The following is a 26,048-nucleotide window of genomic DNA, read 5'->3' as shown; positions in this document are numbered from 1 at the left end:
CCCGCTCCGGCTGGCACCGCCTCGACTACTTCGATCAGCGCGGCCACGCTGTGCACCGGGCCGGGGTTCGCTATGACGAAACCCTTCGTCCGCTGGGCGAGAACGGCAAACCGCTTGACGCAAGGCTGTACGCGGCCGGTTCGGTCCTTGCCGGGGCCGACTGGATGCGCATGAAATGCGGCGCAGGGGTGGCCATAAGCACCGCCTTCAAGGCCGTAAGCAACATGACCGACTAATTGAAGGCCCGCCACGAGCGGGCCTTTTTCTTGGTAAGCTGAACTCGGTGGCGTGCGGCCCAATGCCTCATGAACGTCGCTTTACATCTCTATGCAATCCCGAGTAGGTAATCCGGCATGAAACATCTCCGCCCGCTCTTTCTTGCGCTTCTGATGACGCTTGTCATTTCCGCACTGGCCCATGCCTTTGAGGCGAGGGTCATCGTTTCCAGCTTCAAGCCGGATATTCTGGCCGAGCACGTGCCGGGGCATCTGATGGACAACGACCCGGCAACCGCTTGGGTTTCCCTTGGCGATGGTGCGGGCGAGTCCGTGACCGTGCGTTTCGGCCTGCCCGTGCGGGTGGTGCGCCTCGGCATCTTCAACGGCGCGCAGGGGACCGGCACCTTCGGGGTCCGCAACAGGATCGTGAAGGGGCGGGTGGTTTATCCTGACGGTCGCGAGATTGCGTTCGAGCTGGACGACATCGGCGGCGAGCAGATTGTGGAATGCGACAGCGGCGAGCCGGTGCCGGAATTCGAGGTGTTCATCGACGAGGTCACGCCCAAGGGCAAGCAGTATGAGCACAGGGGCGTGGCGGTCTCCGAGATCAAGCTCTACCTTGCGAACATTCCGCCCACCGAGGCCGAGATCAGGGCCGAAAAGGAAGCCGAGCGCGCCCGTCTGCTGTTGGAGGAGACCGCACCCGTCATCCGCAGCTTCCTCATCCTGAACACCCGTCTGGACGAGGACGCGCTGCTGCTTTACCCCAAGGTCATCCGCGAGAAGGAGCGCATGAATTTCTACCTGTTTCAGGAATACCAGAAGCAGCTCGGCACGTTCGACCTGCTTCGTTCCGCGCAGGTGGACGTCTCCGACATCACGTTCGAGAAGGTGGATTATGTCGAGCCGGACGCCACGGTTTACGCCAAGGGCGAGATGGTCGTCACCGCCGACAACAAGACGGTGCCTGTGCCGGTGGACAGCGACTTCGAGCTGCACCGTACGGGCGATGGCTGGAAGATCGTGGGCGAGAAGCCCAGAAAGGAATTCGATTTCAACAAGCGGATCGAAACGCCTGAAAGCTAGAGGGTGAGGATGCGCATGGGCGCGCCTTCGTAGACCCCTTCTGCCTCGGCCGGAATGACGGCCAGCCCCTCGGCGCGCAGCATGGTGCGTAACAGCCCGGACTTGCCGAGCACCGGATGCGCCAGCGGCGGTTCTCCGTCGCGCTCCTCGATTTTTACCCGCACATAGTCCTCGCGCCCCTGCTTGGAAGCCACGTTTCGGGCCATGACCGCATGCAGGCCCGGCCATGTGGTGCGGTCGAACGGGTCGGGGTCGCCCTGAAGGTGGCGCAGGAACGGCTGGATCAGCACGGTCATGACCACCTGTGCGGAGGCCACCTGTCCCGGCAGGCCGACAACGGCCTTTTCCCCCACACGCCCGAGAATGGCGGGCTTGCCCGGGCTGATTGCCACGCCGTGGGCCAGCAGCGTCGAGTCGGGCAGGGCCTCGATGGCTCCCACCGTGAAGTCGCGGACGCCTACGGAACTGCCGCCCGAGAGCAGGGTCACGTCGTTTTCCGTCACCGAGCGTTCAAGGGCGTTTTTCAGGGATTCGAGATCGTCGCGCACGATGCCGTAGCGGGTGCAGGTCGCGCCGCGCGCCTCGGCCATGGCGGCCAGCGCGTGGGTGTTGACGTCGCGCACCTTTCCGGGGCGCGGTGTCTCGTTTACGGGGATCAGCTCGTCCCCGGTGGAGATGATGCCGACCTTGGGCCGCAGTCCGACACGAACCGTTTCAAAACCCATGGCGGCGGCCATGCCGATCTCCTGCGGCCGGATGAGCGTGCCCGCCTCAAGTGCGGGTGCTCCGGCGCGAACGTCCTCGCCGCGCCGCATGACGTTCAGGCCGGGCGCGGCGGCCTTGTGGATTTCCACGGTGCCGCCTTCCATCTCGTTGGTGTGTTCCACCATGACCACGGCGTCCGTGCCTTCGGGCAGGCTGCCGCCGGTCGAGATGCGGGCGCACTCGCCGGGCATGAGCGTCACGTCCGGCTCTTCCTCAACGGAAAGCTCGGCCACGCATTCAAGGTAGGCGGGGTTGGACTCCGACGCACCGAAGGCGTCGCGGGCGTCCACGGCAAAACCGTCCATGCAGGAGCGGTCCGTGAGCGGCCAGTCATGTGCGGCGATGAGGGCGTCGGCGAGTACGCGGCCTGTGGCCTCGTTTAGCGCAACGGTTTCACCGCCGAGGACGGGGAAACCGAGCAGCAGGGCTTCGAACTCCCTGCGGCTGATCATGTTGAAGAATCCGTGGCTCATGCGTTCACCGTGCCCTGCGGACGATACGGCCGCAAGCAGACCGTATTTGCCCGAGGTGTCGCACTGTTACTGCTTGGGTTCGGTGCCGGGCTGGAACTGCATGTTTTGGCGCACAATCTCGGCGAACATGTCCTTGAACTGCATGACAGCCTTTTTCTGGATGCCTTTGCGAACCTGCGCCTCGCTGGTGATCTCCGAGAACTTGACGGGCAGGGAGCAGACCGGGAAAACCCCGGCGGGCTTGTTGCCGATCATGATGGAGGCGAGCACGTTGTACGCGCCCAGTTTCTTCTTGAGCGCGGTGGGCATGCCGGTCTCGTTGAGCGCTTTCTTGGAATAGAACATGTAGTAGATTTCGGCCCCGCCCACGCCCATGGGGGAGTGGTCGAAACCGGCGTCCACGTCCTGTCCTTCCTCGCGGGCGGCTTCAAGGGCATGAAAGATGTCGGATGCTATGGTGTCCTCGTAGGAACGGGTGTCGTTTTTTTGGTCAGACATGGTATCTCCGTATCGTGTTTAAAGCTCCGCATTCATGCCCTCGGGCGGGGGCGGAGTCAAGCCGCGCCGGACGGTCATTCCTTGTCCACGTCCAGTTCGCGCTTCTTTGTGTAAAGGAAACGGATCAGCTCGTACTCGAAGGGCGAGCCGGTCTGGTGGTAGCGGAAGGGGATGTTGGCCCGCAGGGTCAGGGCGCGCACCGCGAACTCGGCGTAGGCCGTGGTCCTGCGGTTACGGACGTCCAGCAGGTCGTAGACGTATTTCATCTCCAGCCAGAGCAGGGCGAAGTCGCCCGCCTCGCCAGCAGCGTCGCGCAGATTGGAGGGGCCGAGGAACGGCAGCACCAGATACGGCCCCTGCTCCATGCCCCACACGCCGAGAGTGTCGCCCACGCCGGTCTCCACGCGCCGGATGCCCCAGCCCGAGGCTACGTCCAGCAGCCCGAGGAACCCGAAAGTGGAGTTCAGGGCGAGCCGGATGAAGGACCTGAGCGCGGGCTTGCCGCGTCCCTGCAGGGAGCAGTTCAGAATGGCCGGGACTTCGTTCAGGTTGTCGATGACGTTGGAAGCGCCTTTGCGGGCGGGATAGGGAACCACGGTCTCGTAGCCCTTGACCGCGGGCAGGTAGACCGCCCGGTCAAAGCGGGCGTTGAACTCGTACATGCTGCGGTTGAACGGCTGCCATGGGTCGTCCACGTCGAGAAAGCCGAGGTCCGCTTCGGGCGCGCCGGTGCCGTTGGTCTCGCCGGGGATGGCGGGAACCCTTGAAACCGGGGCCTTGAACCCGGTGGGCGCAAGCGTCAGTGACGGGTCCTTTTTGCTGATGGTGGCGCAGGCCCCGAGCGTCAGGCACAGGCAGAGCAGAAGCGTAATGCGGTACGTCATGGCTTCATCAGCTCCTGCATGTGGCGCGCGAACGGCTTGAACGTCAGGTTGCCGCAGTGTCCGCCGTGCGGATACAGATGCGCCCGCGCCCCAAAGGTCTGGCGCAGGAAGTCCACTTCGTCGGGACCGAGGATCACGTCGTCCTCATTGCCGATGAGGACGATTTTGTCGGAGACGGAAAGATAGTCGCGGATGCTGTGCAGGCTGCACCTGTGTATGAGGTCCGCCTTGCGCGTGCCGGGTTCGAGGTACTGGATGTACGGCAGCAGGTATTCGTCAACGTACGCCTCGAAGCTTACGGCGGCTGCGGCGCGGGCATACGGCAGCAGCGGGTCGCCAGAGGTCAGGGTCTTGTCGGCCGGGACGATGTATCCGGCCTTGATGCAGACGTCGGAGCTGAAGATCATGTTGGTGGACGTCAACCGGAAGTCTGCGGCGATGATGGCCCGGAGGTTCATGTCCGAGATGCTTTCGTGCTTGTAGAGCGCGTAGAGGAAGTTGTCGTCGAAGTCGGTGATTTGTGAGTGCTTGTATATTTCCGAGAAGGCCTTGATGAGCTCGTCTATGACCTGCCGTGGTTTTTTGTCGCCGAGGTTTTTCGGCCCCAGCCATGCGTCAAAGCGCAGCGCGGAGCGGTGCAGGTCGACCGGCGGGTTGATGAGCAGCACCCTGTCAAAGGAGAAGTCGCCGCGCAGGTCGTCCAGCCGGGCGAGAAAGGCCGAATGCATTGCGCCAAGGCTGTAGCCCGTGACACTGAACCCGCTGATGGCGTGTTCCTTGGCAAGGTCGGTCTTGATCCAGAGCATTGTCCGGTACAGGTCTTCCACGTCATAGGGCACGTAGCCCGGTGCGGCGTACTGCGAGGCGCTGACCACGAAGTTCATGTGCGTGGGCGAGGAAAGCGACACCACGTGGTAGCCGGACTGGTGGAAAAGCTGCGTGAGAAAACGCATTTTCGGCGAGTTGTGCTCACCGCCGGTGCCAGCGATGATAAACAGCAGCGGCGCCTGACCGGGCTGCATGGCCGTGGTGTAGCGGAGTTCTTCGTCGTACCAGAATATGTCCGGTACCGTGCGGCCGTCGATGACGATGGACTGTTCCTCGGTTTTTGCCGGAGCCTTGAAGTGAAGGACCTTTTGTGGCGGCGTGCCGAATACCGTGGCCTGATAGGGGTCCTGTATGGGGAACGGTTCACCAAATGCCGTTGCTGCCCACAGGCACGCCAGCAGGGCGAGCAGGAGTGAGGTGGGAGCTTTGGTTTTCAGTGTGCCGTTCATTATTGAGTTCATACGTTGGCGTGAGGCAAAAGTAAAACGTTGTAGATGCTTGAATGATCGGCTGTGCAGCATGTATTGTTTAGCCGCGCGTGACCGGGATTCTGGCGGAAGAGGTGAAAAATGTTGCCGAAACACTTTCCCGAAAGCGCTGAATGCGGTACTGTTTGGAGAATCACACAGTCATTCGGAGGTTATAGTATGAAGAGTTATCGTTGTATCGTGAAAGGCAAGGTGCACGGCGGCAATTTCCAGGGATGGGTCCAGACCGAGGCCGAACGGCTCGGGCTGACCGGCTGGGTGCGCAACGTGCGCGACCGTGAGGCGGAAATCCTGATTCAGGGCGAAGCGGAAAAGATCGCCACCTTCCGCGAGCTGCTCAAAACCAAGGCTCCGCTCCCCGAGGTTGAGAAAATTACCTGCAACGCCATTACTCACGACAAGAGCTTCGACAGTTTCGAAATGCGCGGATAGCGCACTGCGGTCCACCGGAACGGGCCGCCGGGGATTCGTCTCCGGCGGCCCGTTGCATTGCAGCCCATGGGCGGCTATAGCATTGGAAAAACTGAAAGGACATTCGGTGAACCTGCATGGCCCGACGCTACGGCATTTCCACGAAGCTTCTTGTCTGGACACTCCTGCTGGTGGTGGTCTTTTGCGCCACCTCGGGCTGGCTCATCGTGCGCGTGTCCAGAAACGCGGAGCTTGCCGAGGAGCTGGTCAGCCGCAACCACGAGATCGGTGTAGCCGCGCGACGCATGAGCGAACGGCTGGAGAGCGTTCAGGAGAACATCCGGCGCTATTCCCTGCTGGGTGCCGATGACGCCACCCGGTTCATCGTGGAGGACATCAACACCTTCGGCGATATCCTCAACGCGGTGTTGGAAAAGCATCCTGAAATGGCCGGGCCGTGGGCCCCGCTCTCCGAGGAGTTTTCCATCTCCATAGACCCCGAGGCTCCGGCCGACGCCGCGCTGGAGGGCAACCCCACCATCCGCGAGTGGCAGGGCATCCTGCGCCGCACCCTTGAAGAGAACAGGCTGGAAATGCAGGCCCATCTGCGGGAACTGGAAGAATCCGGCCGCATGGCCGTGCTTGCTGGTTTTTGGGGGTTGATGGCGTGTCTTGCCCTCGGCATCGGCGGCAGCCTGCTCTGGGCGTGGCGGCTGAACCGCTCTCTGAGCGAACTGCGCCGGGGTATCCGCGAGGTCCGTACCGGCGGCTTGCAGACCCCTGTTCGTGTGGCCTCCCGCGACGAGTTCGGCGAACTGGGCGAAGCTTCAACCGAATGGGCACTCGGCTCAGGGCCGAGGAGCACATGCGCGCGGAGTTCGTGTCCATGCTTAGTCACGAGATTCGCACCCCGCTGACCAGCATCCGGGAGTCCATGTCCTTGCTCGAGCAGGGAGTCTTCGGCGAGGTGAACGAGAAGCAGCGTCAGTTTCTGTCCCTGTCCATGGGCGAGGCGGTTCGGCTCACCGACCTTCTGGAGCGGCTGATGACCGTCTCCCGGCTGGAGTCCGGTCAGCTCGACGTCTCTCCGGAAGCCGCAGATGCGGGGCAGTTGGTCCGTGAGGTGGCCGACAGCCTTTTGCCGGCAGCCGAGCATGCGGGCATAACGCTGGATGTGGAGATCAATGAACCGGCCCGGCCGGTCAGGGCCGATGCAGAGCGCATCCGGCAGGTGCTACTCAACCTTGGGGGCAATGCTGTCAAGTTCAGCCCCAAGGGCGCGCGCGTGGTGCTTGCCGTGCAGCCGTCCAACGGCGGGGCCGAGTTTTCCGTGTCTGATGACGGGCCCGGCATTGCCGAGGCGGAGCAGCAGCTCGTATTCGACAAATACTACCGGGCCGGGAGCGTCCGGGAGGAAAAGGACGCGCCGGGCTGGGGCTCGCCATCTGTCGCAGGATCGTGGAGGCCCACGGGGCCACGCTGCGGCTGGAGAGCGAGGTCGGCGCAGGGTCCCGCTTCTCCTTCGTGCTGCCGCCCGCGCTCAATGAAAAGGACTGAGGCATGGAAGAAACCCATCGCATACTGGCCGTGGATGACGACGACAACATCCTGACCGTGCTGGAGGCCCGGCTCATGAGCGCCGGATACGACGTGCTCACGGCCGACTGCGCCGAGGCCGCGCTCGAAATCCTTGCGGACGTGAACGTGGACCTCATCGTCTCGGACGTCAAGATGCCGGGCATGGGCGGTAAGGGACTTTTGGGGGAAGTGGCCCGGGGCTGGCCGCATGTCCCGGTCATCCTGCTCACCGCTTACGGCAACGTTCCGGACGCCGTGGAGACGCTCAAGAACGGAGCGGCCGACTACATGACCAAGCCGTTTGACGGCAACGAATTGTTGGAGCGGGTAAAGAAGGTGCTCGACAGACGCCCTGCAGACCCGCCCGCACCGCCGGAATTGCCGCTGGACGGCTTCTGGGGCGTGAAAAGCCCGGCCATGAAGGAGTTCATCACCAAGGTGGAGCGTGCCGCGCAGGCCGATGTCAGCGTGTTGCTGCTTGGCGAATCCGGCACCGGCAAGGAGCGCATCGCGCGGCTTCTGCATGACGGCAGTGACCGGGCCAAGGGGCCGTTCGTTCCGGTGGACTGCGGCTCCACGCAGCCCTCGCTTCTGGAAAGCGAACTCTTCGGCCACGTCAAGGGCGCATTCACCAATGCGGTGAAGGATAAGCCCGGTCTCATGGAGGCCGCTGACGCAGGAACGCTATTTCTCGATGAAATCGGCAATATTTCTCCAGAGATGCAGACGCGCCTGCTGCGTTTTCTTCAGGAACGCACGCTGCGCCGTGTGGGTGATACAAAGGAACGAACCGTCGACTGCCGTGTAGTGGCGGCCACCAACGCGGACATCTGGGACATGGTTCACGACGGGAGTTTTCGGCAGGATCTCTATTTCCGTCTGCGTGTGGTGCTGCTGGAGATTCCTCCGCTCAGGCAACGCGGGGAGGACCTTCAGGAGTTGGCAGAGCGGTTCGTGCAGATGTTTTGTCACAAACACGGTCGCCCGCTTGTCACCATTTCGTCGAAAACCTATGACAAGATGCGAGCCCATCCGTGGCCGGGCAACGTCCGGGAGCTGATGCACGCCATCGAGGGCGCGCTTGTCTTCTGCGAAGGCGAAACCCTGCTCCCCGAACATCTGGATTTGACTCCGGTAAACGGCTCCATGCCAGAGGAGCCGCGTTCCCTTTCACTTGAGGAGAACGAAAAGCGCACCATCATGCGGGCGCTGGAGGAGAGCGGCTGGGTGAAAAAACGCGCCGCCGACCTGCTCGGCATCAGCCGCCGGGCCATACATTACAAGATCAACAAGTACGAGATTGCCGACCCCAAATGACCGGTTATCATGCGCTTGCGGATTCGTGCGTGGATGGTGTATGAATAGCACTCCCCGCAAAAGGTCCATGGAACGCGCTTTCGAGATAAGGAGCCTGAATGAGCAGCAGCCGGAATGATATTCTTCTGGAGTCCGGAACCAACGAACTTGAGGTCGTGGAGTTTTTCCTCGACGAGGAACCGAAGGTCGAGGGGCGAGAGCCCGTGCGGCTGTTTTACGGCATCAACGTAGCCAAGGTCCTCGAGATCATCCGGCTGCCCGAACTCACGGAGATGCCTGAGATTTCAGACCCCTCGGTTCTGGGTGCCTTCAATCTGAGAAACCAGATAATCCCGCTCATCGATCTGGCCGCGTGGCTCAAGAAGAAGCGCGTGCAGTCGGCAGAGCCAAAGGTCATCGTCACCGAGTTCAACCGCGTTCGCAGCGCATTTCTCGTCTCCGGCGTTACCCGAATCCACCGCATCAACTGGCGCGAGGTGGAGGCCCCCACCAACTACGTCTCCTCGCTCACGGCCAATTCCATCACCGGCGTGGTCAAGCTGGACAAGCGCATCGTCTTCATTCTCGACATGGAGAAGATTTGCGCGGACCTGAACCCGGATGCTGACTTCCTCAAGGAACCGGAGCTGTTGGATGTGCAGGAGGTCAAGGAGCAACATTACAAGCTGCTGCTGGCGGATGACTCCAACATGGCCAGAAAGATGATCTCGCGCATCCTCATCAACGCAGGTTTTGAAGTCACCACCGTGGATAACGGCGAACAGGCGTGGGAAGTGCTCAAGCGGCTGCGGGATCAAGCGTCCGCAGAAGGGCGCCCCATGACGGACTTCGTGGACGCGCTGGTCAGCGACGTGGAAATGCCGATCATGGACGGCCACAACCTGACCAAGCGGGTCAAGGACGATCCTGTGCTCCGGGAACTGCCCGTGGTCCTCTGTTCGTCCATCGTGTCCGAGACGCTCCAGCACAAGGGCGAGGCGGTCGGCGCGGACGCGCAGGTCTCCAAGGCGGAGCTGGGCGATCTCGTCAAGAGCGTCAAGAAGCTGCTTCCTCTTTAGGCGTTCCGGGGAGTGGGGATGAAGAACAGAACGGTATCAAAATACTACGCCTTCCTCTCCAAGTCCTTTCCGGTCCTTTGCGCCACGGGCGGCCTGCGTTATCTCCCGGCCGCGCGTGAGGCGACGGCGCGGTTCGACCTGCTCGAAGACTTTTCCTCCAAATCGCTTCGGAAGATCACGGAAAAGCTGCAACGCTTCCGTGACGACTTTCGCGGCATGGCGACAAGCTCGGAAGGGTGGGACAAGGCTCGTGCACGGGCGCTGGCGCTCAATGCCGACAGCCTTTTGCTGGAGCTGACCGCCAACGAGCCGTGGAAACGCTCCCCGGACCTGTACCTCCGGACCGCATTCGATGGCATTCGGCATGCGCTGGAAAAGCCGTGCGACTCTCCCCGCAAGCTCAACGCCCGCCTTGCCAAACGCCTAAAGGCCGTTCCGGGGCTGCTGGGCTCCGTTTCGGAACACATCGAGGCAGTTACCGGGGTGGCAAAAGGCACGGCGCAAGGCATGACCCGCGACTGCGCACGGTACGTCAATCAACTCGCAGCAGAACAACCGTTCGCCTCGGACGCAAAGCTGCGGGGGCTGCTTGAGAAGTGCCTCGACGCATTGCGAGATTTCGACCGTTTCATTACTTCGCGTCCTGTGGCCACCGCCGCACAGGGGCCACCTCTGGAAGACGTGCTGCGTTACGGCCTTGGGACCGACACCTCTGTTGAGGACATCCACGCCATTGCAAAAAACCAGTGGCGTGAGAGCCTTGAAGCGCTTGAGTCCATCGCCGCAGAGTCTTTTTCCGGCCGCAACTGGCGGACGGTGCTGGCCGAGCATCAGCCCGAGGTGCAGCAGGACCCGCGCGAGGCCTTTGGCAACAGCGTGGAGAGTCTGCGTGGCATCCTCTCGGGAACCGCGTTTCCCGGCATGTTGCGTGACCGAGGGCTCGCCGTGCGCACGCCGCCGCCCTACGCGCTCTCCCTGAATCTGACCGCGTTTTACGAACCGCCGGGCACCCTGTCCGGCGACCCTGCGACGCTGTTTGTGCACCCTTCTGCCTTTGACCCCGAGCACGGGGACAGGACCAAGCGGCTTCGCGCCGCAACTGAATACCGTCACGTGGCCGCAGGGCTTGGCTACCCCGGCAGCCATCTTCTGGAGACGGTCAAGCTTTCGCTCGACGATCCGGTCCTCGGGCAGGTACGAAATCCGCTCGCGGCATGGGGATGGCGAGCCTTTGCGGAAACCATTCCCGAGCGCCTTGGCGTGATGGAGTCACCTTACGAGCGGCTGCTTCTGCACCGCCGTCTGCTTCGCCGCGCAGCCAGTGCGATGATCGAGACCGGACTTCACGCCGGAGGGATGGAGCAGGATAAGTGCGTCGAGATGCTTGAGGAAGCAGGGTATGGTCGCGACGAGGCGCTCAGAGTGCTGCGGAGCATCATGCTTGAGCCGGGCGAGCGTATCGCCTCGGTGCTTGGCCGATACGAGCTCGAAAAGCTCTACGGCAGATATGCCGGAGGCGATCTCGTCTTCTTCTGCCGCACCATTCTGGAATGTGGCGAATCCCCGTTTGATCTGGCCGAATCGGCCCTGCGTACGAAAGCGTTCTAGTTCTGGCGGTGAAGGGCCAGTTGCGTGGCCGCTTCGTAGAGGAAGGAACGGCCGCCGCGGAAGCTGTCGGCCATGCGTTCTATTGTATTGAGGTTCTCGGCGAAAAAGACCGCCATGCGCCTGTCCAGTTTGCCGGAGTTGGCTTCGGCCATCAGAATCTTGACTGCTTCCTCGCTGGAGAGCGCGGGCTTGTAGTGCCGCTCCTGTGTCACGGCATCATATATATCCACAATAGCCATGAGGCGGCTTTGCAGCAGCAGGTCATCACCGGGCAGCCCGTCAGGGTAGCCTGAGCCGTCCATGCGCTCATGGTGCTGGCGGATGATGGTCAGCAGGTCGGTAAATTCGTTGCTCACCGGGATATGTTGGAGGATGCGTTCGGATTCCGCAGGGTGGCGTTGAATTTCGTCGCGTTCCTCGGCAGTGAGGTTGCCGTAGCTGAGGGAGAGGCACGCTGCCTCGTCTTCATAGATCAGCGGCAGGTCGCGACCGTTGGCCGAGCAGAAAATGCCACCGAGCTTGTCCACGAGCAGGAGGTCGTCGTCGCTCGGGGTCATGGCCTTGTTCAGGTCGTTGAGCTGGGCGAAGACCGCGTCCTTGTCGAGGTCGGGCGAGTCGATGAGTTCCATGCGGGCCCGGATGATTTCCAAGGTTTTCTGCGGCAGGCGGGAGTCCTTGGTCAGCACCTCCTCGCGAATGCCGATCTTGCCTATATCGTGCAGGATGCCCGCGTAGTAGATTTCACGAATCTCGTTTTCGGAGAACTGGACCTCGGGGAAGGTGTCGGTATTTTGCGAGATGGTGTTTGCAAAGGCAGCCGCGAGCTGGGCTACCCGTCGGGAGTGACCGGCAGTGAACGGGTCTCGGGAGTCGATCGCCTCGGCCAACGCCTGAAGGATGGCGTCCATGAGGATGCGCGTTTCTTCAAAGTGCACGGCGTTGCTGAGCGAAATGCCCGCCACCGAAGCCATTGTGGTCAGGTGCTTCTGGTGTGCGGCCTGAAAAATACCCGGCTTGCGGGACGCGAGGAGGAGCAGCCCTTCCACGCGGTTGGGGGAAATGAGCGGGATGGCGAGCAGGGCCCGTATTTCGGTGATGGAATCGTCCCAGCGCGGGTCCTTTTGGACGTCGTTGACGATTTCCGCCCGGCCACGCTCCATGACGTCGTTGAATATTTGCGAGTGGCAAAGGGTGTGCAGCATCTGCTTGTCGCGAAAACCGAACGAACGCGAGGGCACCGGCGTCGTGCTCTTGGTGGCGTTGAGGTAGATGACGCCCATTTCGCCGGGGTGGCTCTCCCGGCTGCACTCGTTCAACAGCGCTCCCACAACGTCATGCAGGCGCAGGGAGGTGTTGAACCGGGGAACCGAGCGGTGCAGCAGTGCAAGCTCGCGGTATTTATTGAGCGCCTCGTCCGCGATGGATCGGCGTGCGGTTTCCATGGCGTGGAGCTGGTCGATGGAGTAGGCCGCCAGTTCCGCGCAGGAGCAGGCCGCCTCGATGGAAGTGCTGCAGAGAACTTTCAGGGAGATGTTTTCCGCCGTGTCCAGACCGACCTCGGCGTCAGGCTTTCTGGTGTCGAAATCAGCGGCGCTTTCCTGCGGCTCGCAGATGACGGTCTTGCCGTCGCGGACCACAGCCATGGCGCACCCCGGCCCGAGTGTGGCAAGAGCCTTTTTCAGGAGTGTCCTGACTGTCGTGGATCGCAGGAATTTTCCTACTTGGGTCATGCAGCCGCCATCTGGCTAGAAATTCAGCATTTCCCTCGAGACGCTGAGGATCTCGTCGGGGTCGAAAGGCTTGGTCATGTATCGCACCGCGCCCAGCTCGAGCCCCTGCTTGCGGTCGACTTCCTGTCCCTTTGCGGTGAGCAGGACAATCTGGACATTCTCGAGTTCCTTGTCTTCCTTGACCGTGCGACAGACTTCGTAGCCGTTCATGCGGGGCATCATGATATCGAGAAAAACCAGATCCGGCTTCTCGCTACGGATGAGGTCGAGGCCCTCTTCACCGTCCGAAGCGGTGAACAATTCCACGCCGTGCTCATCCTCAAGCTCCTCAAGCGTTTGCTCAAGCAGCATTTTGATGTGCACCTCGTCATCCACGATCAGAATCTTCTTGCCCATTGAGTGCTCCTTGGTGCTCCCGTATTCATCCTTGATGTCTAAAAACTGTAAAGCAAGACGGAGGGAACGGCAAGTCGTCTAATGGGTTAAGTGTGTTGCATTTCCGTCACTCAGGGAATGACAAGCACGCCTGCCTGGCGGTCCTTAAGGGTGGCGATGTCGAATCGGCGGGCCGTCTCTTCGCGCATGACGAGCAGGCCGCTGAAGTCGTCGCCGAGGATGTGGGGGAGGTCTTCGAGGCTGACGTGGCGGGTTTCGGCGGTGCAGGGCACGGTGTTCTTCTCAAGATCAACCGCGATAAGGGGAATCTCGGGAGGGCGTTTCGAGACAAGACAGCGGACCGCTTCGATGAAGACTTTCGGGCGAAGGGGTTTGCTCATGGCTGCGTCGGCCCCGGCAACGCCCTGATTGACGCTGACCACGAGGATGGGCGTTCGGGAGAGTTCGGGCAGTGTGCGCAGGTGCTTGATGGCGGTGCCGCCGTCCATGCCGGGCATGAGCAGGTCCATGGTCACGAGGTCGGGCCGGATGTCCTCGGCGGTTTCCAGGGCCTCGTGTCCGTCCCCGGCGGAGAACACCTGATACCCTTCGTCATCCAGCAGGCCGGTGATGTATTCACGCATCACCGGGTCGTCGTCCACGACGAGGATGGTTCTGCCTTTGGCTTCGGCCTCCTTGGCCTCGGGGTCGTAGTCAGCGGGCGGCAGTACCACGGTCATGACGGTTCCCCGGCCCGGACGCGACTCGGCCACGATGCGGCCGCCGTAGTGTTCGACGATCTGGCGCGAGATGGTTAGCCCGAGGCCGGACCCGCCGGGGGCGCAGCGCAGGGTGTCGCCCTGACAGGCCTGATGGAACTGCTCGAAAATCTTGTCCAGCTGGTCGCGCTGGATGCCCACGCCCGTATCGCGGATGCGCAGACGCAGGTACCCGCGCCCGTCCTTGGTCGCTTCCACCGAGACTTCGCCACGCTCCGTGAACTTGGCCGCGTTGTTCAGCAGGTTGATGAGTACCTGAAGAATGCGGTCCGGGTCGGCCTTGATCTGGGGAAGGTCGTCCTCGCAGATCGGCTCAGCCAGCGTAACGCCGCTTTTGGTGAGGAACTGGCCGGAAACAGAATCCAGCGCGCGCCGGATGAGCGGCTTGATCTCCAGCAACTCGTCGCGCCAGCTCATGCGTCCGGACTCGATGCGGCCGAGGTCGAGCACGTCGTTGATGAGCCGGGTGAGGCGGTCGCCCTCGGTGCTGATGATGTCGAGGTTGGAGAGAATCCGCTTGCTGACCTTGGCCGTTTTGGGGTCGACCTCCTGCACTGGCTTGAAGGTGCGGATGAAGTCTTTTCGGATGAGTTTGGTGAAGCCGAGCAGGGAGGTCAGCGGCGTGCGCAGTTCATGTGAAACCGAAGACAGGAAGTTGGACTTGAGCTCGTCCAGCTCCAACAGTCGCCGGTTCGCCAGCCGCAGTTCGCGGGCTTTGCGAACGAGGTTCTGGGTGCGGTCCCGAATGGTGTCTTCCAGCCCGGCGTTGAGAACGGCCAGTTCATCGCGGGCCTTGCGCTGTTCGGTAATGTCGGCCACGAGGCTTACGGTCTCGCCCGCCGGGGTGCGCACCTCGTTGATGAGCAGCGTCCTGCCGTCGGCGAGTTCCTGCTCAAAGGGACCGGACGGGTCCCGATGGCGGCGGATGCGTTCCCTGCGCCACTCCTCGACATCCACAACACCCGCATACACTCCGTCCAGCAGGTTGGGGGTGAAGGCGTCCTCGAAAGTGACCCCGTACTGGATGTTTTCCGAGGTGTTGCGGTCTATTTCCCTGTACTTGGAGTTGCAGAGCACCAGCCGGTCGTCCCTGTCGTAGAGTGCAAACCCTTCGGACATGCTCTCGATGGCTTCGAACAGCCGGTCGCTCGCAAGGGTGGCCTGTCCCTCAAGCTCGCGGACGAGCTCTTCGATGCGTCCGGCCATGCTGTTGAAGCTCTCGGTCAGGCGGCCGATTTCGTCATTAGTGCTGCAGGTGGCGCGGGTGTTGTACGCGCCTTTTCGGAAACGGTCGGCAGCAAGGGTGAGCCGCCGGATATTGACCACCAGCGCGTTGGAAATAAGTCGCCACAGGCCGAAGGCCAGAATGAGCGCCAGTCCGAAGGACAGCCAGAACTGCGAGCGCATGAGCGTCAGGTGCGAGAGGATTCGCTCCTGCACGCCGGTGGCGTCCTGCGTGGTCAGCCCGGCGAGGCCGTTGACGAGGGACTCCATGGCTGCCGCGGTCATGTCCATGGTGTGAACGGTCTTTTTGAGTGATGTCACGGTCAGTTCCACCTGTTCAAGCACACCGACGAAGGAGTTCAGTGAATTCGTCAGGGCTTGCTGGGCGGGCATGTCCGCGATTTTCTTCTCGAGGAGTTGACCGATGGCAAGAGTACGGTTCATGGCCGAGGTCTTGTGTGCGGCATGGTACTCTTCAAAGCTGTCCTCGAGGCGGCGGATGTCGCTTCGGATTTCCGCAGGGGCGTTTGTCGCCGCGATGCGGTTGAGGTCCCGAAGCGTGCTGAGCTGGCGCGCTTGAAGCGCGTCTTCCCCGAGATGCAGCTTTTCGACCAGATCCACGGCTTCTCGGAAGTGTGTGGTATAGTTGGCAATGAGTTCGGAGATGCGATTGTTGTCGGTGATGGCCTTGGCAGTCCATTTGCCGCTGGCCTTGCGGGCTATGAGCTCGTTGAGGCGGCTGGTGGCTGCTGCCGCCTCTGCCATGCGATCGAGCACGCGCGAACCGTAGCGGCGGGCGGATTCTTCCGCGCCGTCGGTGGAGAGATGAAGGAAATAGTCCTTCTCGGCCTGTCGGGCGTGCTGGATGTTGTTGCCGATCTGGAGTGCGAGCCGCTGCGCGAGAAGTCCCTCGCCCACGATCTGATTGGTGCGCTCCCGGATGGTGTTCAGCATTCCGAGGCCGGAAAATGCCATGAAACCAAGCAGTACGACCATGCAGCCGAGGGCGAGCCCCAGCTTCATGGAGACGTTCAGTCCGTTCCATTTGCTGCGAATTGTCTTAAGCATGCTATACACCCGTTCCCAATGGGTGCACCCGGAGTATCTGAACCACCGACGAAAATCCAGCATCTTTCGTTGCAAATCTTCGGTGGACATTTTCGGGGAATGGGTGGGGCTGGCTGCGGCTTGAAGCAAGCCGGGTCTTGCATTGGCGGCGCAGGTAACGTAATTCAGGAGCGTCGATACAACGGGCGGCCCGGACGGCGCCCTTTCCATTATAAGGAGATATACCGACCATGTGCGGAATCGCCAGTTTTCTCAGCAACAACCGGTGGCGTGAAGAAATAGATAATTCCTGGCTTAACGACATTGCCGAGGCCATGCGCACGGCGGCAAAGGGCGAACTGGCCGAAGCCGAGGCCCCGCTTGAAGCGCTGGCCGGACGTTTTTCGGACCTGATGTCCTTTTCGCTCCACATGGAGCTTGTCTCGAATCCCGATGCGCTCGCAAGGGTGGAGTCGCTGCGCGACGACCTGCGTACTCTTCGCAATCGGGCCTCCCTGCATCTTAAGGAAGGCGTCCGGACCGACGAGCTGGAAGCGCTTCTCGAAAAGCTTGAAGACTACCTCTGGCAGGTAAACGAGGAAGTGCTCGCCAACCTTGACCGGGTCCGGGCCATCATGCCCGCCGACATCGCCGGAGACGCCTCCCGTCTGGCCTGCCATTATCTGGCGTGGGGCACGGAGCAGGTGCTTGAAAGCATCGACAAGCTCGAAGTGCGCGGCCGCGACTCCGCCGGGGTCGCCGTGTCGCTTCTGCTGCCTGCCGGGGTGGACCCGGAAAAGGGCCTGAGCGCCGAGGAACGCACCGAGCTTTCCGACCGCGTGAACATCTGCGACGCAGACACCCGTCAGGTCATCATCCGCAAGCTCGATGACGGCCGCACGGTCTGCCGCTTCCTCTACAAGGTGGCTCAGCTCGTGGGTCAGCTCGGGGACAACGGCTCCGCGCTCCGCGATTTCATCCGCACGGACAGCCTGCTCTGGAAGATGGGCGGCGGATTGACCGGGCTGAACATCATCGCCCACACCCGCTGGGCATCCAACGGCATCATCAGCGTGCCCAACTGCCATCCCGTGGACGCTGGTGGAAGGCGACGTCTCCACCGGGCTGGAAAAAACCATGTTCGTGCTTAACGGCGACGTGGACAACTACCGCAGCCTCGTGGAGCAGAGCGTGCTCGCCAAGGGCGCGACCATCCCGCTCCACATCAGCACCGATGCCAAGATTCTTCCGGTTCTTTTCCATCTCGACGCTCCCGAGGGCGCTGATCCCGAAGCCCGCTTCCGCAACGTGCTGCACCGCTCGGAAGGTTCTCTTGCGGTGGTCATGCAGGACATGGGCTATCCGGACTGCCAGTTTCTCGCCCAGAAGGGCAGCGGGCAGAGTTTTTATGTGGGCAGCACCCTCGACGGCTGGATCGTGGCTTCCGAAGCCTACGGCCTGGCAGCGCGTTGCCGCAGCTCCTATCCCATGACCGCGTCCGGCGCGGCCGGTGCGAGCGTCATGCTCTGTTCCGACGACCCCGAAGGTGCCGTGCCGGTGGCCATGCCGCTTGACGGCAGCGAGAGCATCCAGCTGGTGCCGGAAGTCATCCAGATTTTCTCCCGGGACATCTTCCGTGGGGATTATGAATTCTACATTGAAAAGGAAGTGCACGAGGCTTCGGACTCGGTTCGTAACACTTTGGTGGGCAAGTATATCCACAAGGACGACAGGGTCGAGTTTTTGCCCGAAGGCTTCGGCAACGGTCCGGCGCTGATCGAGCGGCTGCGCGACACTTCCCGGCCCATCCGCAAGATCATCGGCGTGGGGCAGGGCACCGCCGCAGTGGCCGCCATGGGCGTGTCCCAACTGCTGCACCGGGCTCTGGCCGGAACCGGTATCGTGGTGGAGAGCTACGTCGGCTCGGAACTCATCGGCTTCATGGCCGGGGAGAACATGGACGACGTGCTGCTCGTGCCCGTCTCCCAGTCCGGCACCACCACCGACACCAACCGCGTGGTGGATCTCTGCCGCGAATCCGGCGCATGGGTCAACGCCATCGTGAACCGCCGCAACTCGCCGCTGGTGCTCAAGGCCGACTCGCATATCTACACCTCCAACGGCCGCGACGTTGAAATGGCCGTGGCCTCCACCAAGGCGTTCTATTCCCAGATCGCGGCAGGCAAGCTGCTGGCGCTCTGGCTGGCGAGCGAGCTCGGCTCCATGAGTCCCGAGGACATTGCCGCCGAGGTCCGCGCGCTGGAGTCCCTGCCGGACAAGATCGATGCGGTGCTGGCCAACAAGGACGCCATCACCGACTGCGCAGAGCAGTACGCCCCGGCGCATCGCTACTGGGCAGTGGTGGGCAACGGTCCCAACCGCATCGCCGCCGAAGAGGTTCGCATCAAGCTCTCCGAGCTGTGCTACAAGTCCATCCCCTGTGACGTAACCGAAGACAAGAAGCACATCGACCTCTCCACCGAGCCGCTCACGGTGGTCATGGCCAACGACCTCCCCGAGATGGTGGTCTCCGATACGGTCAAGGAGGCGACGATCTTCAAGGCGCACAACGGCAAACCGCTTGTGGTCTGCGCCGAGGACGAGGACCGTTTCGACGGCGCGTGCGAACGCACGCTCAAGACGCCCCGTGTCGGGGGCGGACTGGATTTCGTGCTCGCCACCGTGGTCGGCCACTGGTGGGGCATCGCCGCTGCCAAGGCTATCGACGCGCAGGCCGCTCCGTTCCGCGAGGCACGCATGACGCTGGCCGGAATGATCGAGAGCCCGGACACGTGGGATCGCGAAGCCCTGTTGACCAGCCTGAACGGTGCACTCGACCGCACCGCCTCGGGCATGACCGACTCGGCCCTGCCCGCACGCGTGGCCGCAGCCCTCGCCAACTACATGCTCTGGCTGGCCACCCAGCCGACCGGTATCACCGCCATGGAAGCCCGTCTGGATACCATCCTGAACACGCTGAACAAGGCCATCGAAGAGATGACCCGCCCCATCGACACCATCAGGCATCAAGCAAAGACGGTGACTGTTGGTATCTCCCGGCCCAAGGAGTAGGGTCGCTTTAGCCGGACGATCAAGAATCGACGTACAAAGACATAGAAAAGCCGCCCCGCATTGCCTGAGCAATGCGGGGCGGTTTGTGTTCTGTAGGCGGCTTTGCCGCGATTGATCGGCTGCCTTTTCTAGAAACGCTCGAAGTCGTCGTCCTGCATTTCCTCATCACCGGAGGGAAGCGGTTGAGGCTTGGAACGCTGGCGTGATTCCCCTGCGCTCGATGCAACACCTGTGCGATTTGTGATTTTAAAGAAGCCCATGGACGTCTGCATGGCCTGCGCGTTTTCCGCAAGCTCTCTTGAGTTCGATGCGACTTCCTCTGCACCTGCGGCGTTCTGCTGGACGATGGTGTCAAGCTGGCCGATGGCCGAGCTGATTTGCGAGATGCCGGTGCTCTGCTCATTGGCGGCGGTCGAGATGCCGCCGATCAGTTCTGCGGTTTCCTGAATGTTCGGAACGGTCTTGCTGAGCATTTTTCCGGCCTTTTCGGCAACGTCGACACTTGATACGGAGAGCTCGCTAATCTCGGCTGCCGCGTGTCCGCTTCGCTCGGCCAGCTTTCGGACTTCCGCTGCCACTACGGCAAAACCCTTGCCGTGTTCACCGGCGCGGGCAGCCTCAATGGCCGCATTGAGCGCGAGAAGATTCGTCTGGCGGGCGATGTCCTCGACAATGGCGATCTTTTCCGCGATGACATTCATGGCTTCAAGGGTCTGGGACACGGCCTTGCCGCCCTGTTCGGCGTCTTCCGAGGCCTGCGAGGCGAGCCCCTTGGTCTTTTGGGCGCTTTCAGCGGTCTGGCTGATGTTGGAGGATATTTCCTCAATGCTGGAAGACACTTCTTCCACGTTCGCGGCCTGCTCAGTCGCACCCTGTGCGAGAGTCTCAGACGTGCCGTACAGACCTTCGCTGCCTGCGGCCACGGCGTTGGCCGCTTCCTGTACCTCCGCGACAATCTCGCTGAGGTTGGTCTGCATGTCCCTGAACGCCTGTGCCAGTTCGCCGAGTTCGTCGTTGCTTTCAAACTCGACCGGCGATGTCAGGTCGCCGGATCCGATCTCTAATGAGACGGCTTGTAATGACTGGAGTGGTCGAACAATGGTTTTGTTGACGATGAGCGACACCAGAAGGATGATGACAAGGTTCATGCTGATGACCTGAATCAGAATGCCCCAGATCATGCGCTGCATTTTTTTGTTGAGGATGCCCAATGTCAGCGCGACAGTCACCTGCCCGAGTTTTTCATCCCCCCTCATGACGTCGCGTTGCTCAACAATCGTGTTTTCCGTGTTCAGCGTTTCTACCGGCACGACCTCACCGCCGGGTTCGCGGCCAAGTGCGGAGAAAACGCTTTTCCCGTCTTTTTCCGCAACAAGCATCCCGGATACTTCCTGATCCGTCATTTCGGAAAGAAGGCCGCTTTGCGCAAGATCCTGATCGAAGTCCCACATGGGAGTGACCATGTTCTTTGCGGTGCGGTCGGCAATGCGGACGGCTTTCTGATTGATTTCCTGCAATAGCGTGTTCTTTTCCGTGTAGTAATCGTACACGCCGTATGCCCCCAATACGATAGTGACAACCAATGCCAGAGATGCGCTTATCTTGAATTGGATGCCGATGCGCTTGCCATGCTTTCTATCAGTCATTGCGTCCTTCTTCCTGCGGGTTTTCTAGGCATCTACTTGGGTAGTCTAAGCATTATCCAGATTGACTCATTAATAATTTGAAGACCTCAATTGACTGCGGTGTTCACGAGCGCTGTCTCTGTGCACAGTCTCTGCCCGTGGTGATCGTAGTTCCTCCAGAAAAATCGTATTGCCGCAGAATGCGGAGGAGAAAACCTCCTGCGCCAGCGGTTCCGTGGTCCTGTATGGCTCACTATCCCCGCCTGTGTCCCGGTAAGCGGGAACTGAGCTGTTCGGGAACGCTTCCGTTTACCGAAGCGTTCCCGAACACCTGCTTTAGAAACCGTATTCCTTCATTATCTTTTCGATGGTGCCATCTGCCTTGATTTCGGCCAGTCCCTTGTTGAAGGCTTCCACCTTCTGCTCGATGCCCGGCTTGTTGCGGGTGAACATGGCATAAATCTTATTGGTGCCCAGCGGCGGAGACAGAATTTCCAGCATGTCCGCCTTGGCCTTCAGGTCGGGGTCGTTCTGCATGGTGGCGAGGGCGACGAATTTGTCCATGGAAACTGCGTCCACTCGTCCGCCCATGAGCTTTTCAAGGCTGGTCGGCTCGTCGGTCGCCTCTTCCTTCTTAATGTAATCCGCCTTGTCGAACTCCGCCGTGTTCACATACCCCTTGAGTACGCCGATGGTGTAGGGCCGCAGACTCTCGACGCTGCCGTCATAGTTCACGGAGTTGCCTTTCTTGATGGCAATGACGATGTCGCTGGTGGCGTAGTCATCAGTGTAGTGGTAAATCTTGGCCCTTTCTTCATTATAATAGGCGTTATAAACAGCGTCATACTGGCCCTTCTTTACAGTAGCCAGGCAACGCTTCCAGGGCATGATCTTGAATTTCGCATCAACCCCTGCCCGCTTGCACGCCTCCTTGACAATGGCTGTGGTAAAACCCATTCCCTTTGCATTTTCAGAGGCATAGGGTGCCCATTCATTGGTCACAAAGGTGATTGTTTCGGCACTTACCGGAGTTGCGAACAAAAGGAACGCAATAGCGCAGCCAAGCAGCAGACGTTTCATTTCCTTACTCCTTTTTGGGGTTTTCAGGATGATTACAAGGTTGCATTCCAACGTCGCGTTTGACAATTATAATGATTGTTCGAAAAGGCTCTGGTGGTATCGATGTAATGTATTCGTTTGCGAATATGTTTTGTGCTAATGTATTGATATTGTATCAGAGTTTATGAATGCGAATTCATAGTTGTATTTTTCTATGTTTTGTTCTGGAGTTGCTTATATATGCTTCTCGTAGTTAAGTATATTGCCATTGGTTGAGTGGTGCTCTGGTTTCAAAGAATCAGTTTCTTCTATTGTTCTCGTTGATAAAGGTGGTGATATGTATTTTGTGAATGCCCGGCCCCTGCCGCGGAGCCGGGCGTCAGAGTTTACTTTGAAAGACCGTATTTATCGAGAATCTGCTGATACGTGCCGTTGTCCTTGATCATTTGGAAACCCTTTTCAAAGGCATCGTAAAGCGCCTGTCCATCAGGGTGCTTTTTGGAGATCTGGAGATAGAGTTTCTTGACGAACAGCGGGGTCTTTGCGTTTGCCACCTTGCTTTCGTCGCCCGGATAGTTGGCCTTGATGGTCTGCCAGCCGACAAGCTTGCTCTCGGGCACCACGTCCAGACGCCCGGCAATAAGCTTCCTGAGGGACTTGGTCACGTCTGCCGCAAAATCGGTCTTGATCCCTGCCTGTTCGAACATCTCGACGTAGGTGTATCCTCGGGAGCCGCCGACCTTCATGTTCTTGAGTTGGTCAAGGCCAGTGAAATCCCAGTCGCCCAGATTGTCCTTGAGATAGAAGAAGACCATTTTCTGGGTGGCCAGCGGTGTGGACTGAAAACACGTCTTCTTGAAGTTCTCGTTGTTGGACCACGGGAAGGTGCCAACAGCCGTTCCGTCCTGAGTCAGCGCTTCGGTTCGTGCCCACGGGACGTACTTAAACGTCGCGCTGTGTCCGGCGGCTTTCAGCGCTTCCGAGACAACCAGAGCAGTGGGACCGCCGCCGTCCATTGATTCGGACACGTAGGGAGCCCATTCGCCGGTGAGGACTTCAAAGTTTTTTGCCATCGCGGCGGCTGGGGCGAGCAACACGGCGACGAGTGAGAGGATTGCAAATATTCTGAGCATGTGACCTCCTGACCAAGTGGGATGTTGGGTTAGTGGCGCGCGGGCAAAGTGCCCATGCAGTGTGCTGCTGCTATCAGTTGTTACCTGTAGCGACAGGTTCTTCATTAAGAGCACTCTGGGGGATTTTCCCGGTTCCGGGAATTATAACCTTATGACATTTCTGTTTCGGAAAGTCGTCCGAATAGAGACACCCCCGGCCTCGCTGAAAAGAGAGGAAGGGAGAAAGAAGATTGATCCTGAACGGTTATGAGAAAAGGCTGAGGGGGGTCAGATATAAATCTGGCGGATGCTCTTGCGGACGTCCGGTATAGAGTTGAGGCTTTTGTATTCCTTGGCGGCTACATCCATGTTTTCAGTGATTCTGTCCACCAGATGCTTTCTGCGGCATTTGCGGGGCCAGGACTTGACGGTGCTGTCAGCGTATGTCGAGAGGGTCATGGTCCAGACCAGAGTTGTTTTGGGCTGAATCTCGGCCATGATGCCCTTGCCGTCCACAACAATGGACATGCCGGTGAACGTGTTGCGGTGCTTGACGAAAGAGCGATTGAGTTGACGGATTTCGTCCTTCTGCAGGCGAAGCATGTCCGTATCCACGCCGTCAAAACTGATGGCCCCATTAAGCGATACAGTGACTGTGGGTTTATATGTCTTGTGCAGATATCCCGCTCCCAATCCAAGCGCCACGGCAAGGGTCAGCAGGAGCACAAAAATGAGTGCTCTGCTCATGACGCTTCCGGTGCGGGACCCCATGCAGAGGCGTTTCTGGGTGCAGGTTTTATTGTGCATGATGTCTTTCTTTTTCAGTGACTTGTCTAACTACTAACGCATAATACGTGGTTCATGTGTGCAAGGCAATTGAAAAACGAGATAATAATTATTCTAATTGTGCTCATGTATTCAAATCCATTTCATGTATACGATAGCATGGTTTCCATTGCCCAAGCGGGCCATGATAATAAAGCCTGATGGGCAGGTGGCCGAGCTTCTTGCGCGCGGCATGAAACGCAATTCGTGCACAGCCATAATTCGGCGCCATCAGGCCTGCTCCGCCTGATTCCTTGCCGAAAGCCGCTAACTCGGGTAGTCCTATGACCCACGGATTGCGAATATGATCGCACCGAACAGGAGAACAAAGCATCACATGACCGAAGAAAAGAAGACCGCAGATACGGGCGAAAACCAAGACAACGGCCCGGAAACACTCCCCGAAATTTCCTTTGACGAACTGCCTGAAGAACTGAAAGAAGCCTGCGGACGCGCCGGATGGGACGACATCATGCCCGTCCAGAAAAAGGCGCTTCCCTACGTCATGCAGGGCAGGGACGTCATGGTGCAGGCACGAACCGGCTCCGGCAAGACCGGCGCGTTCGTGCTGCCCCTTCTCGACAAGCTGAACGCTGACAGCAAGGACTGCCAGGCTCTCGTACTGGTTCCCACCCGCGAACTCGCCAAGCAGGTGGCGGGCGAGGCCGAAATGCTCGCCGGAGCCCGCGGCATCAACGTCGTGTCCGTTTACGGCGGTGTCGGCTACAAGTCCCAGCTCGAAGCCTTCTCCGAAGGTGCCCAGCTCGTTGTCGGAACCCCCGGCCGCGTGCTCGACCACCTCAAGAACGGCGCACTCAATTTCGACAAGCTCAAAGTGCTCATTTTCGACGAGGCCGACCGGATGCTCTCCATCGGCTTCTATCCGGATATGAAGCGCATTCAGGCCTTCCTGCCCAAGCGCCTGTTCGGCGCGTTCATGTTTTCGGCAACCTATCCGCCCGTGGTGCTGCGTCTGGCCGACCAGTTCCTTCACAAACCAGATTTCCTGAGCCTTTCCGGCGATCAGGTCAACGTGGCGGAAATCGAAAATGTTTTCTGCGAAGTGCCAGCCATGGGCAAGGAGCGCTATCTGCTGCGGCTCATTGAGACCGAGAATCCCACCTCGGCCATAGTGTTCTGCAACACCAAGCGCAACGTCGAGTTCGTGGCCGCCGTCATCAAGCAGTTCGGTTTCGATGCCGAGCCGCTCACTGCCGACCTCTCGCAGAACAAGCGTGAGAGCGTGCTCAACAGAATCCGCAGCGGCCAGTTGCGAATCCTCGTTGCCACAGACGTGGCCGCACGCGGTATCGACATCCCCGAACTCTCGCACGTTTTCATGTTCGAGCCGCCGGAAGACCCGGAATCCTACATTCACCGCGCAGGCCGCACCGGCCGCGCCGGAGCGTCCGGCACCGTCATCACCCTCGTCGACCTCGTTCAGAAGGCCGAGCTCAAGCGCATCGCCGCTAAGTTCAAGCTCAATCTCATCGAACGCAAAGCCCCTGAAGATGAGGACGTTGCCGCGATCATCGAGGAGCGCGTCGTTGCCCTTCTGGAAAAGAAGCGCCGTGATCTCACCTATTTCCACGGCGAGCGCATTTCCCGGTTCCTCGACATGGCCAAACGGTTCGGTGAAGAGGAAGACACCCTCGTTCTGATGGCGATGCTCATGGACGAGTTTTATCAGAGCTCGCTTCATTCGCCGCCCGAATTGCCCGAAGAGAAGGGTGCCAAGCCCAAGCCTCAGGGAGGCGAGAAAAAAGGCGGTTCCGGCGGTTCCGGCGGCGGTAAGCCTTCCGGCAAGCCTTCAGGGAACCCGAAACGGAAGCGTCGTCCGAGGCGTCGTAAGCCGAAGGATGATTAGTCCGGTTTTGATTATTCAACCCTCCGCTCAGCGGAGGGTTTTTTTGTGGCTGATGTAGTGAAAGGGGAGAGTTGCCCGCCTTCCGGCGGGAGGGGCGGGAAGCGGAACCCGTTTCGTTGTG

At 60.2% G+C, this 26,048-nt stretch carries 22 protein-coding genes; 11 read left to right on the top strand and 11 right to left on the bottom strand.

Annotated features, from left to right (window positions below):
- Both JCM12178_RS10930 and JCM12178_RS10925 read left to right on the top strand, forming a co-directional pair.
- Positions 1–236, top strand: a 236-nt coding sequence (locus tag JCM12178_RS10930) for an FAD-binding protein (protein ID WP_157054878.1), incomplete at its 5' end; no start/stop codon positions are given.
- A 117-nt stretch (positions 237–353) separates the two neighbouring features.
- Complete coding sequence (locus tag JCM12178_RS10925; RefSeq protein ID WP_054651335.1) at positions 354–1,304, top strand: NADase-type glycan-binding domain-containing protein; 951 nt, start codon at positions 354–356, stop codon at positions 1,302–1,304.
- Here the strand turns inward: JCM12178_RS10925 and JCM12178_RS10920 are convergent.
- The 4 genes from JCM12178_RS10920 to JCM12178_RS10905 form a co-directional block, all read right to left on the bottom strand.
- A complete protein-coding gene (locus JCM12178_RS10920; protein WP_054651332.1) occupies positions 1,301–2,542 on the bottom strand; it encodes a molybdopterin molybdotransferase MoeA in 1,242 nt (413 codons plus the stop codon). The genes JCM12178_RS10925 and JCM12178_RS10920 overlap by 4 nt on opposite strands.
- 66 nt (positions 2,543–2,608) lie before the next feature.
- Complete coding sequence (locus JCM12178_RS10915) at positions 2,609–3,040, bottom strand: hypothetical protein (protein ID WP_054651330.1); 432 nt, start codon at positions 3,038–3,040, stop codon at positions 2,609–2,611.
- A gap of 74 nt (positions 3,041–3,114) precedes the next feature.
- Positions 3,115–3,924 (bottom strand): MlaA family lipoprotein, encoded by an 810-nt coding sequence (locus JCM12178_RS10910; protein ID WP_054651328.1) that lies wholly within the window; start codon positions 3,922–3,924, stop codon positions 3,115–3,117.
- Positions 3,921–5,201, bottom strand: coding sequence for an alpha/beta fold hydrolase family protein (locus JCM12178_RS10905; RefSeq protein ID WP_157054877.1), 1,281 nt, complete (start codon positions 5,199–5,201; stop codon positions 3,921–3,923). The genes JCM12178_RS10910 and JCM12178_RS10905 overlap by 4 nt, the downstream gene beginning before the upstream one ends.
- A 198-nt stretch (positions 5,202–5,399) precedes the next feature.
- On the opposite strand from JCM12178_RS10905, the gene JCM12178_RS10900 reads away from it, so the two are divergent.
- From JCM12178_RS10900 to JCM12178_RS10875, 6 genes are all read left to right on the top strand, one after another.
- The gene (locus tag JCM12178_RS10900; protein WP_054651324.1) at positions 5,400–5,672 is read left to right on the top strand and encodes an acylphosphatase; all 273 of its coding nucleotides are present in this window, start codon (positions 5,400–5,402) and stop codon (positions 5,670–5,672) included.
- Between the two features lie 116 nt (positions 5,673–5,788).
- Entirely contained in the window at positions 5,789–6,568 is a 780-nt protein-coding gene (locus JCM12178_RS19740; protein ID WP_054651321.1) for a HAMP domain-containing protein, read from the top strand.
- A complete protein-coding gene (locus tag JCM12178_RS21260) occupies positions 6,538–7,263 on the top strand; it encodes a sensor histidine kinase (protein ID WP_250635940.1) in 726 nt (241 codons plus the stop codon). The genes JCM12178_RS19740 and JCM12178_RS21260 overlap by 31 nt, the downstream gene beginning before the upstream one ends.
- Positions 7,212–8,546 carry a sigma-54-dependent transcriptional regulator gene (locus tag JCM12178_RS10885; protein ID WP_054651317.1) on the top strand — a complete coding sequence of 445 codons (1,335 nt, stop codon included), beginning with the start codon at positions 7,212–7,214 and terminating at the stop codon, positions 8,544–8,546. Before JCM12178_RS21260 ends, JCM12178_RS10885 begins: the two co-directional genes overlap by 52 nt.
- A gap of 98 nt (positions 8,547–8,644) precedes the next feature.
- A complete protein-coding gene (locus JCM12178_RS10880) occupies positions 8,645–9,604 on the top strand; it encodes a chemotaxis protein (protein WP_054651315.1) in 960 nt (319 codons plus the stop codon).
- Positions 9,605–9,622: 18 nt separating this feature from the next.
- Entirely contained in the window at positions 9,623–11,212 is a 1,590-nt protein-coding gene (locus JCM12178_RS10875) for a DUF885 family protein (protein WP_054651313.1), read from the top strand.
- Here JCM12178_RS10875 and JCM12178_RS10870 read toward each other — a convergent pair.
- The 3 genes from JCM12178_RS10870 to JCM12178_RS10860 all read right to left on the bottom strand — a co-directional run bounded on the left by JCM12178_RS10870 (position 11,209) and on the right by JCM12178_RS10860 (position 16,388).
- A complete protein-coding gene (locus tag JCM12178_RS10870; RefSeq protein WP_054651311.1) occupies positions 11,209–12,942 on the bottom strand; it encodes an HD domain-containing phosphohydrolase in 1,734 nt (577 codons plus the stop codon). The two genes, JCM12178_RS10875 and JCM12178_RS10870, sit on opposite strands and share 4 nt — an antisense overlap.
- A 15-nt stretch (positions 12,943–12,957) precedes the next feature.
- A complete protein-coding gene (locus tag JCM12178_RS10865; protein ID WP_054651309.1) occupies positions 12,958–13,338 on the bottom strand; it encodes a response regulator transcription factor in 381 nt (126 codons plus the stop codon).
- 110 nt (positions 13,339–13,448) lie between these two features.
- On the bottom strand, positions 13,449–16,388 hold the full coding sequence (locus JCM12178_RS10860) for an ATP-binding protein (protein WP_054651307.1): 2,940 nt from the start codon (positions 16,386–16,388) through the stop codon (positions 13,449–13,451).
- Between the two features lie 230 nt (positions 16,389–16,618).
- Between JCM12178_RS10860 and JCM12178_RS19730 the strand changes: the two genes are divergently transcribed.
- A complete protein-coding gene (locus JCM12178_RS19730) occupies positions 16,619–17,518 on the top strand; it encodes a class II glutamine amidotransferase domain-containing protein (RefSeq protein ID WP_245628730.1) in 900 nt (299 codons plus the stop codon).
- A complete protein-coding gene (locus JCM12178_RS10855; RefSeq protein WP_245628729.1) occupies positions 17,469–19,439 on the top strand; it encodes an SIS domain-containing protein in 1,971 nt (656 codons plus the stop codon). Before JCM12178_RS19730 ends, JCM12178_RS10855 begins: the two co-directional genes overlap by 50 nt.
- 128 nt (positions 19,440–19,567) lie before the next feature.
- On the opposite strand, the gene JCM12178_RS10850 is transcribed toward JCM12178_RS10855, so the two are convergent.
- The 4 genes from JCM12178_RS10850 to JCM12178_RS10835 all read right to left on the bottom strand — a co-directional run bounded on the left by JCM12178_RS10850 (position 19,568) and on the right by JCM12178_RS10835 (position 23,982).
- Entirely contained in the window at positions 19,568–21,085 is a 1,518-nt protein-coding gene (locus tag JCM12178_RS10850; protein WP_054651305.1) for a methyl-accepting chemotaxis protein, read from the bottom strand.
- A 315-nt stretch (positions 21,086–21,400) separates the two neighbouring features.
- The gene (locus JCM12178_RS10845) at positions 21,401–22,144 is read right to left on the bottom strand and encodes a substrate-binding periplasmic protein (protein ID WP_054651303.1); all 744 of its coding nucleotides are present in this window, start codon (positions 22,142–22,144) and stop codon (positions 21,401–21,403) included.
- Positions 22,145–22,509: 365 nt separating this feature from the next.
- The gene (locus JCM12178_RS10840; RefSeq protein ID WP_054651301.1) at positions 22,510–23,256 is read right to left on the bottom strand and encodes a substrate-binding periplasmic protein; all 747 of its coding nucleotides are present in this window, start codon (positions 23,254–23,256) and stop codon (positions 22,510–22,512) included.
- A 267-nt stretch (positions 23,257–23,523) separates the two neighbouring features.
- Positions 23,524–23,982: a hypothetical protein gene (locus tag JCM12178_RS10835; protein ID WP_054651299.1), complete on the bottom strand. Its 459-nt coding sequence runs from the start codon at positions 23,980–23,982 to the stop codon at positions 23,524–23,526.
- 415 nt (positions 23,983–24,397) lie between these two features.
- Between JCM12178_RS10835 and JCM12178_RS10830 the strand changes: the two genes are divergently transcribed.
- Positions 24,398–25,927: a DEAD/DEAH box helicase gene (locus JCM12178_RS10830; protein ID WP_054651297.1), complete on the top strand. Its 1,530-nt coding sequence runs from the start codon at positions 24,398–24,400 to the stop codon at positions 25,925–25,927.
- Positions 25,928–26,048: the final 121 nt, after the last annotated feature.

Source organism: Salidesulfovibrio brasiliensis JCM 12178, from assembly GCF_001311825.1.
GTDB classification, from domain to species: domain Bacteria; phylum Desulfobacterota; class Desulfovibrionia; order Desulfovibrionales; family Desulfovibrionaceae; genus Pseudodesulfovibrio; species Pseudodesulfovibrio brasiliensis.
Note: the sequence above shows the minus strand (reverse complement) of the source record. Positions and strands in the feature narration are given on the sequence as shown.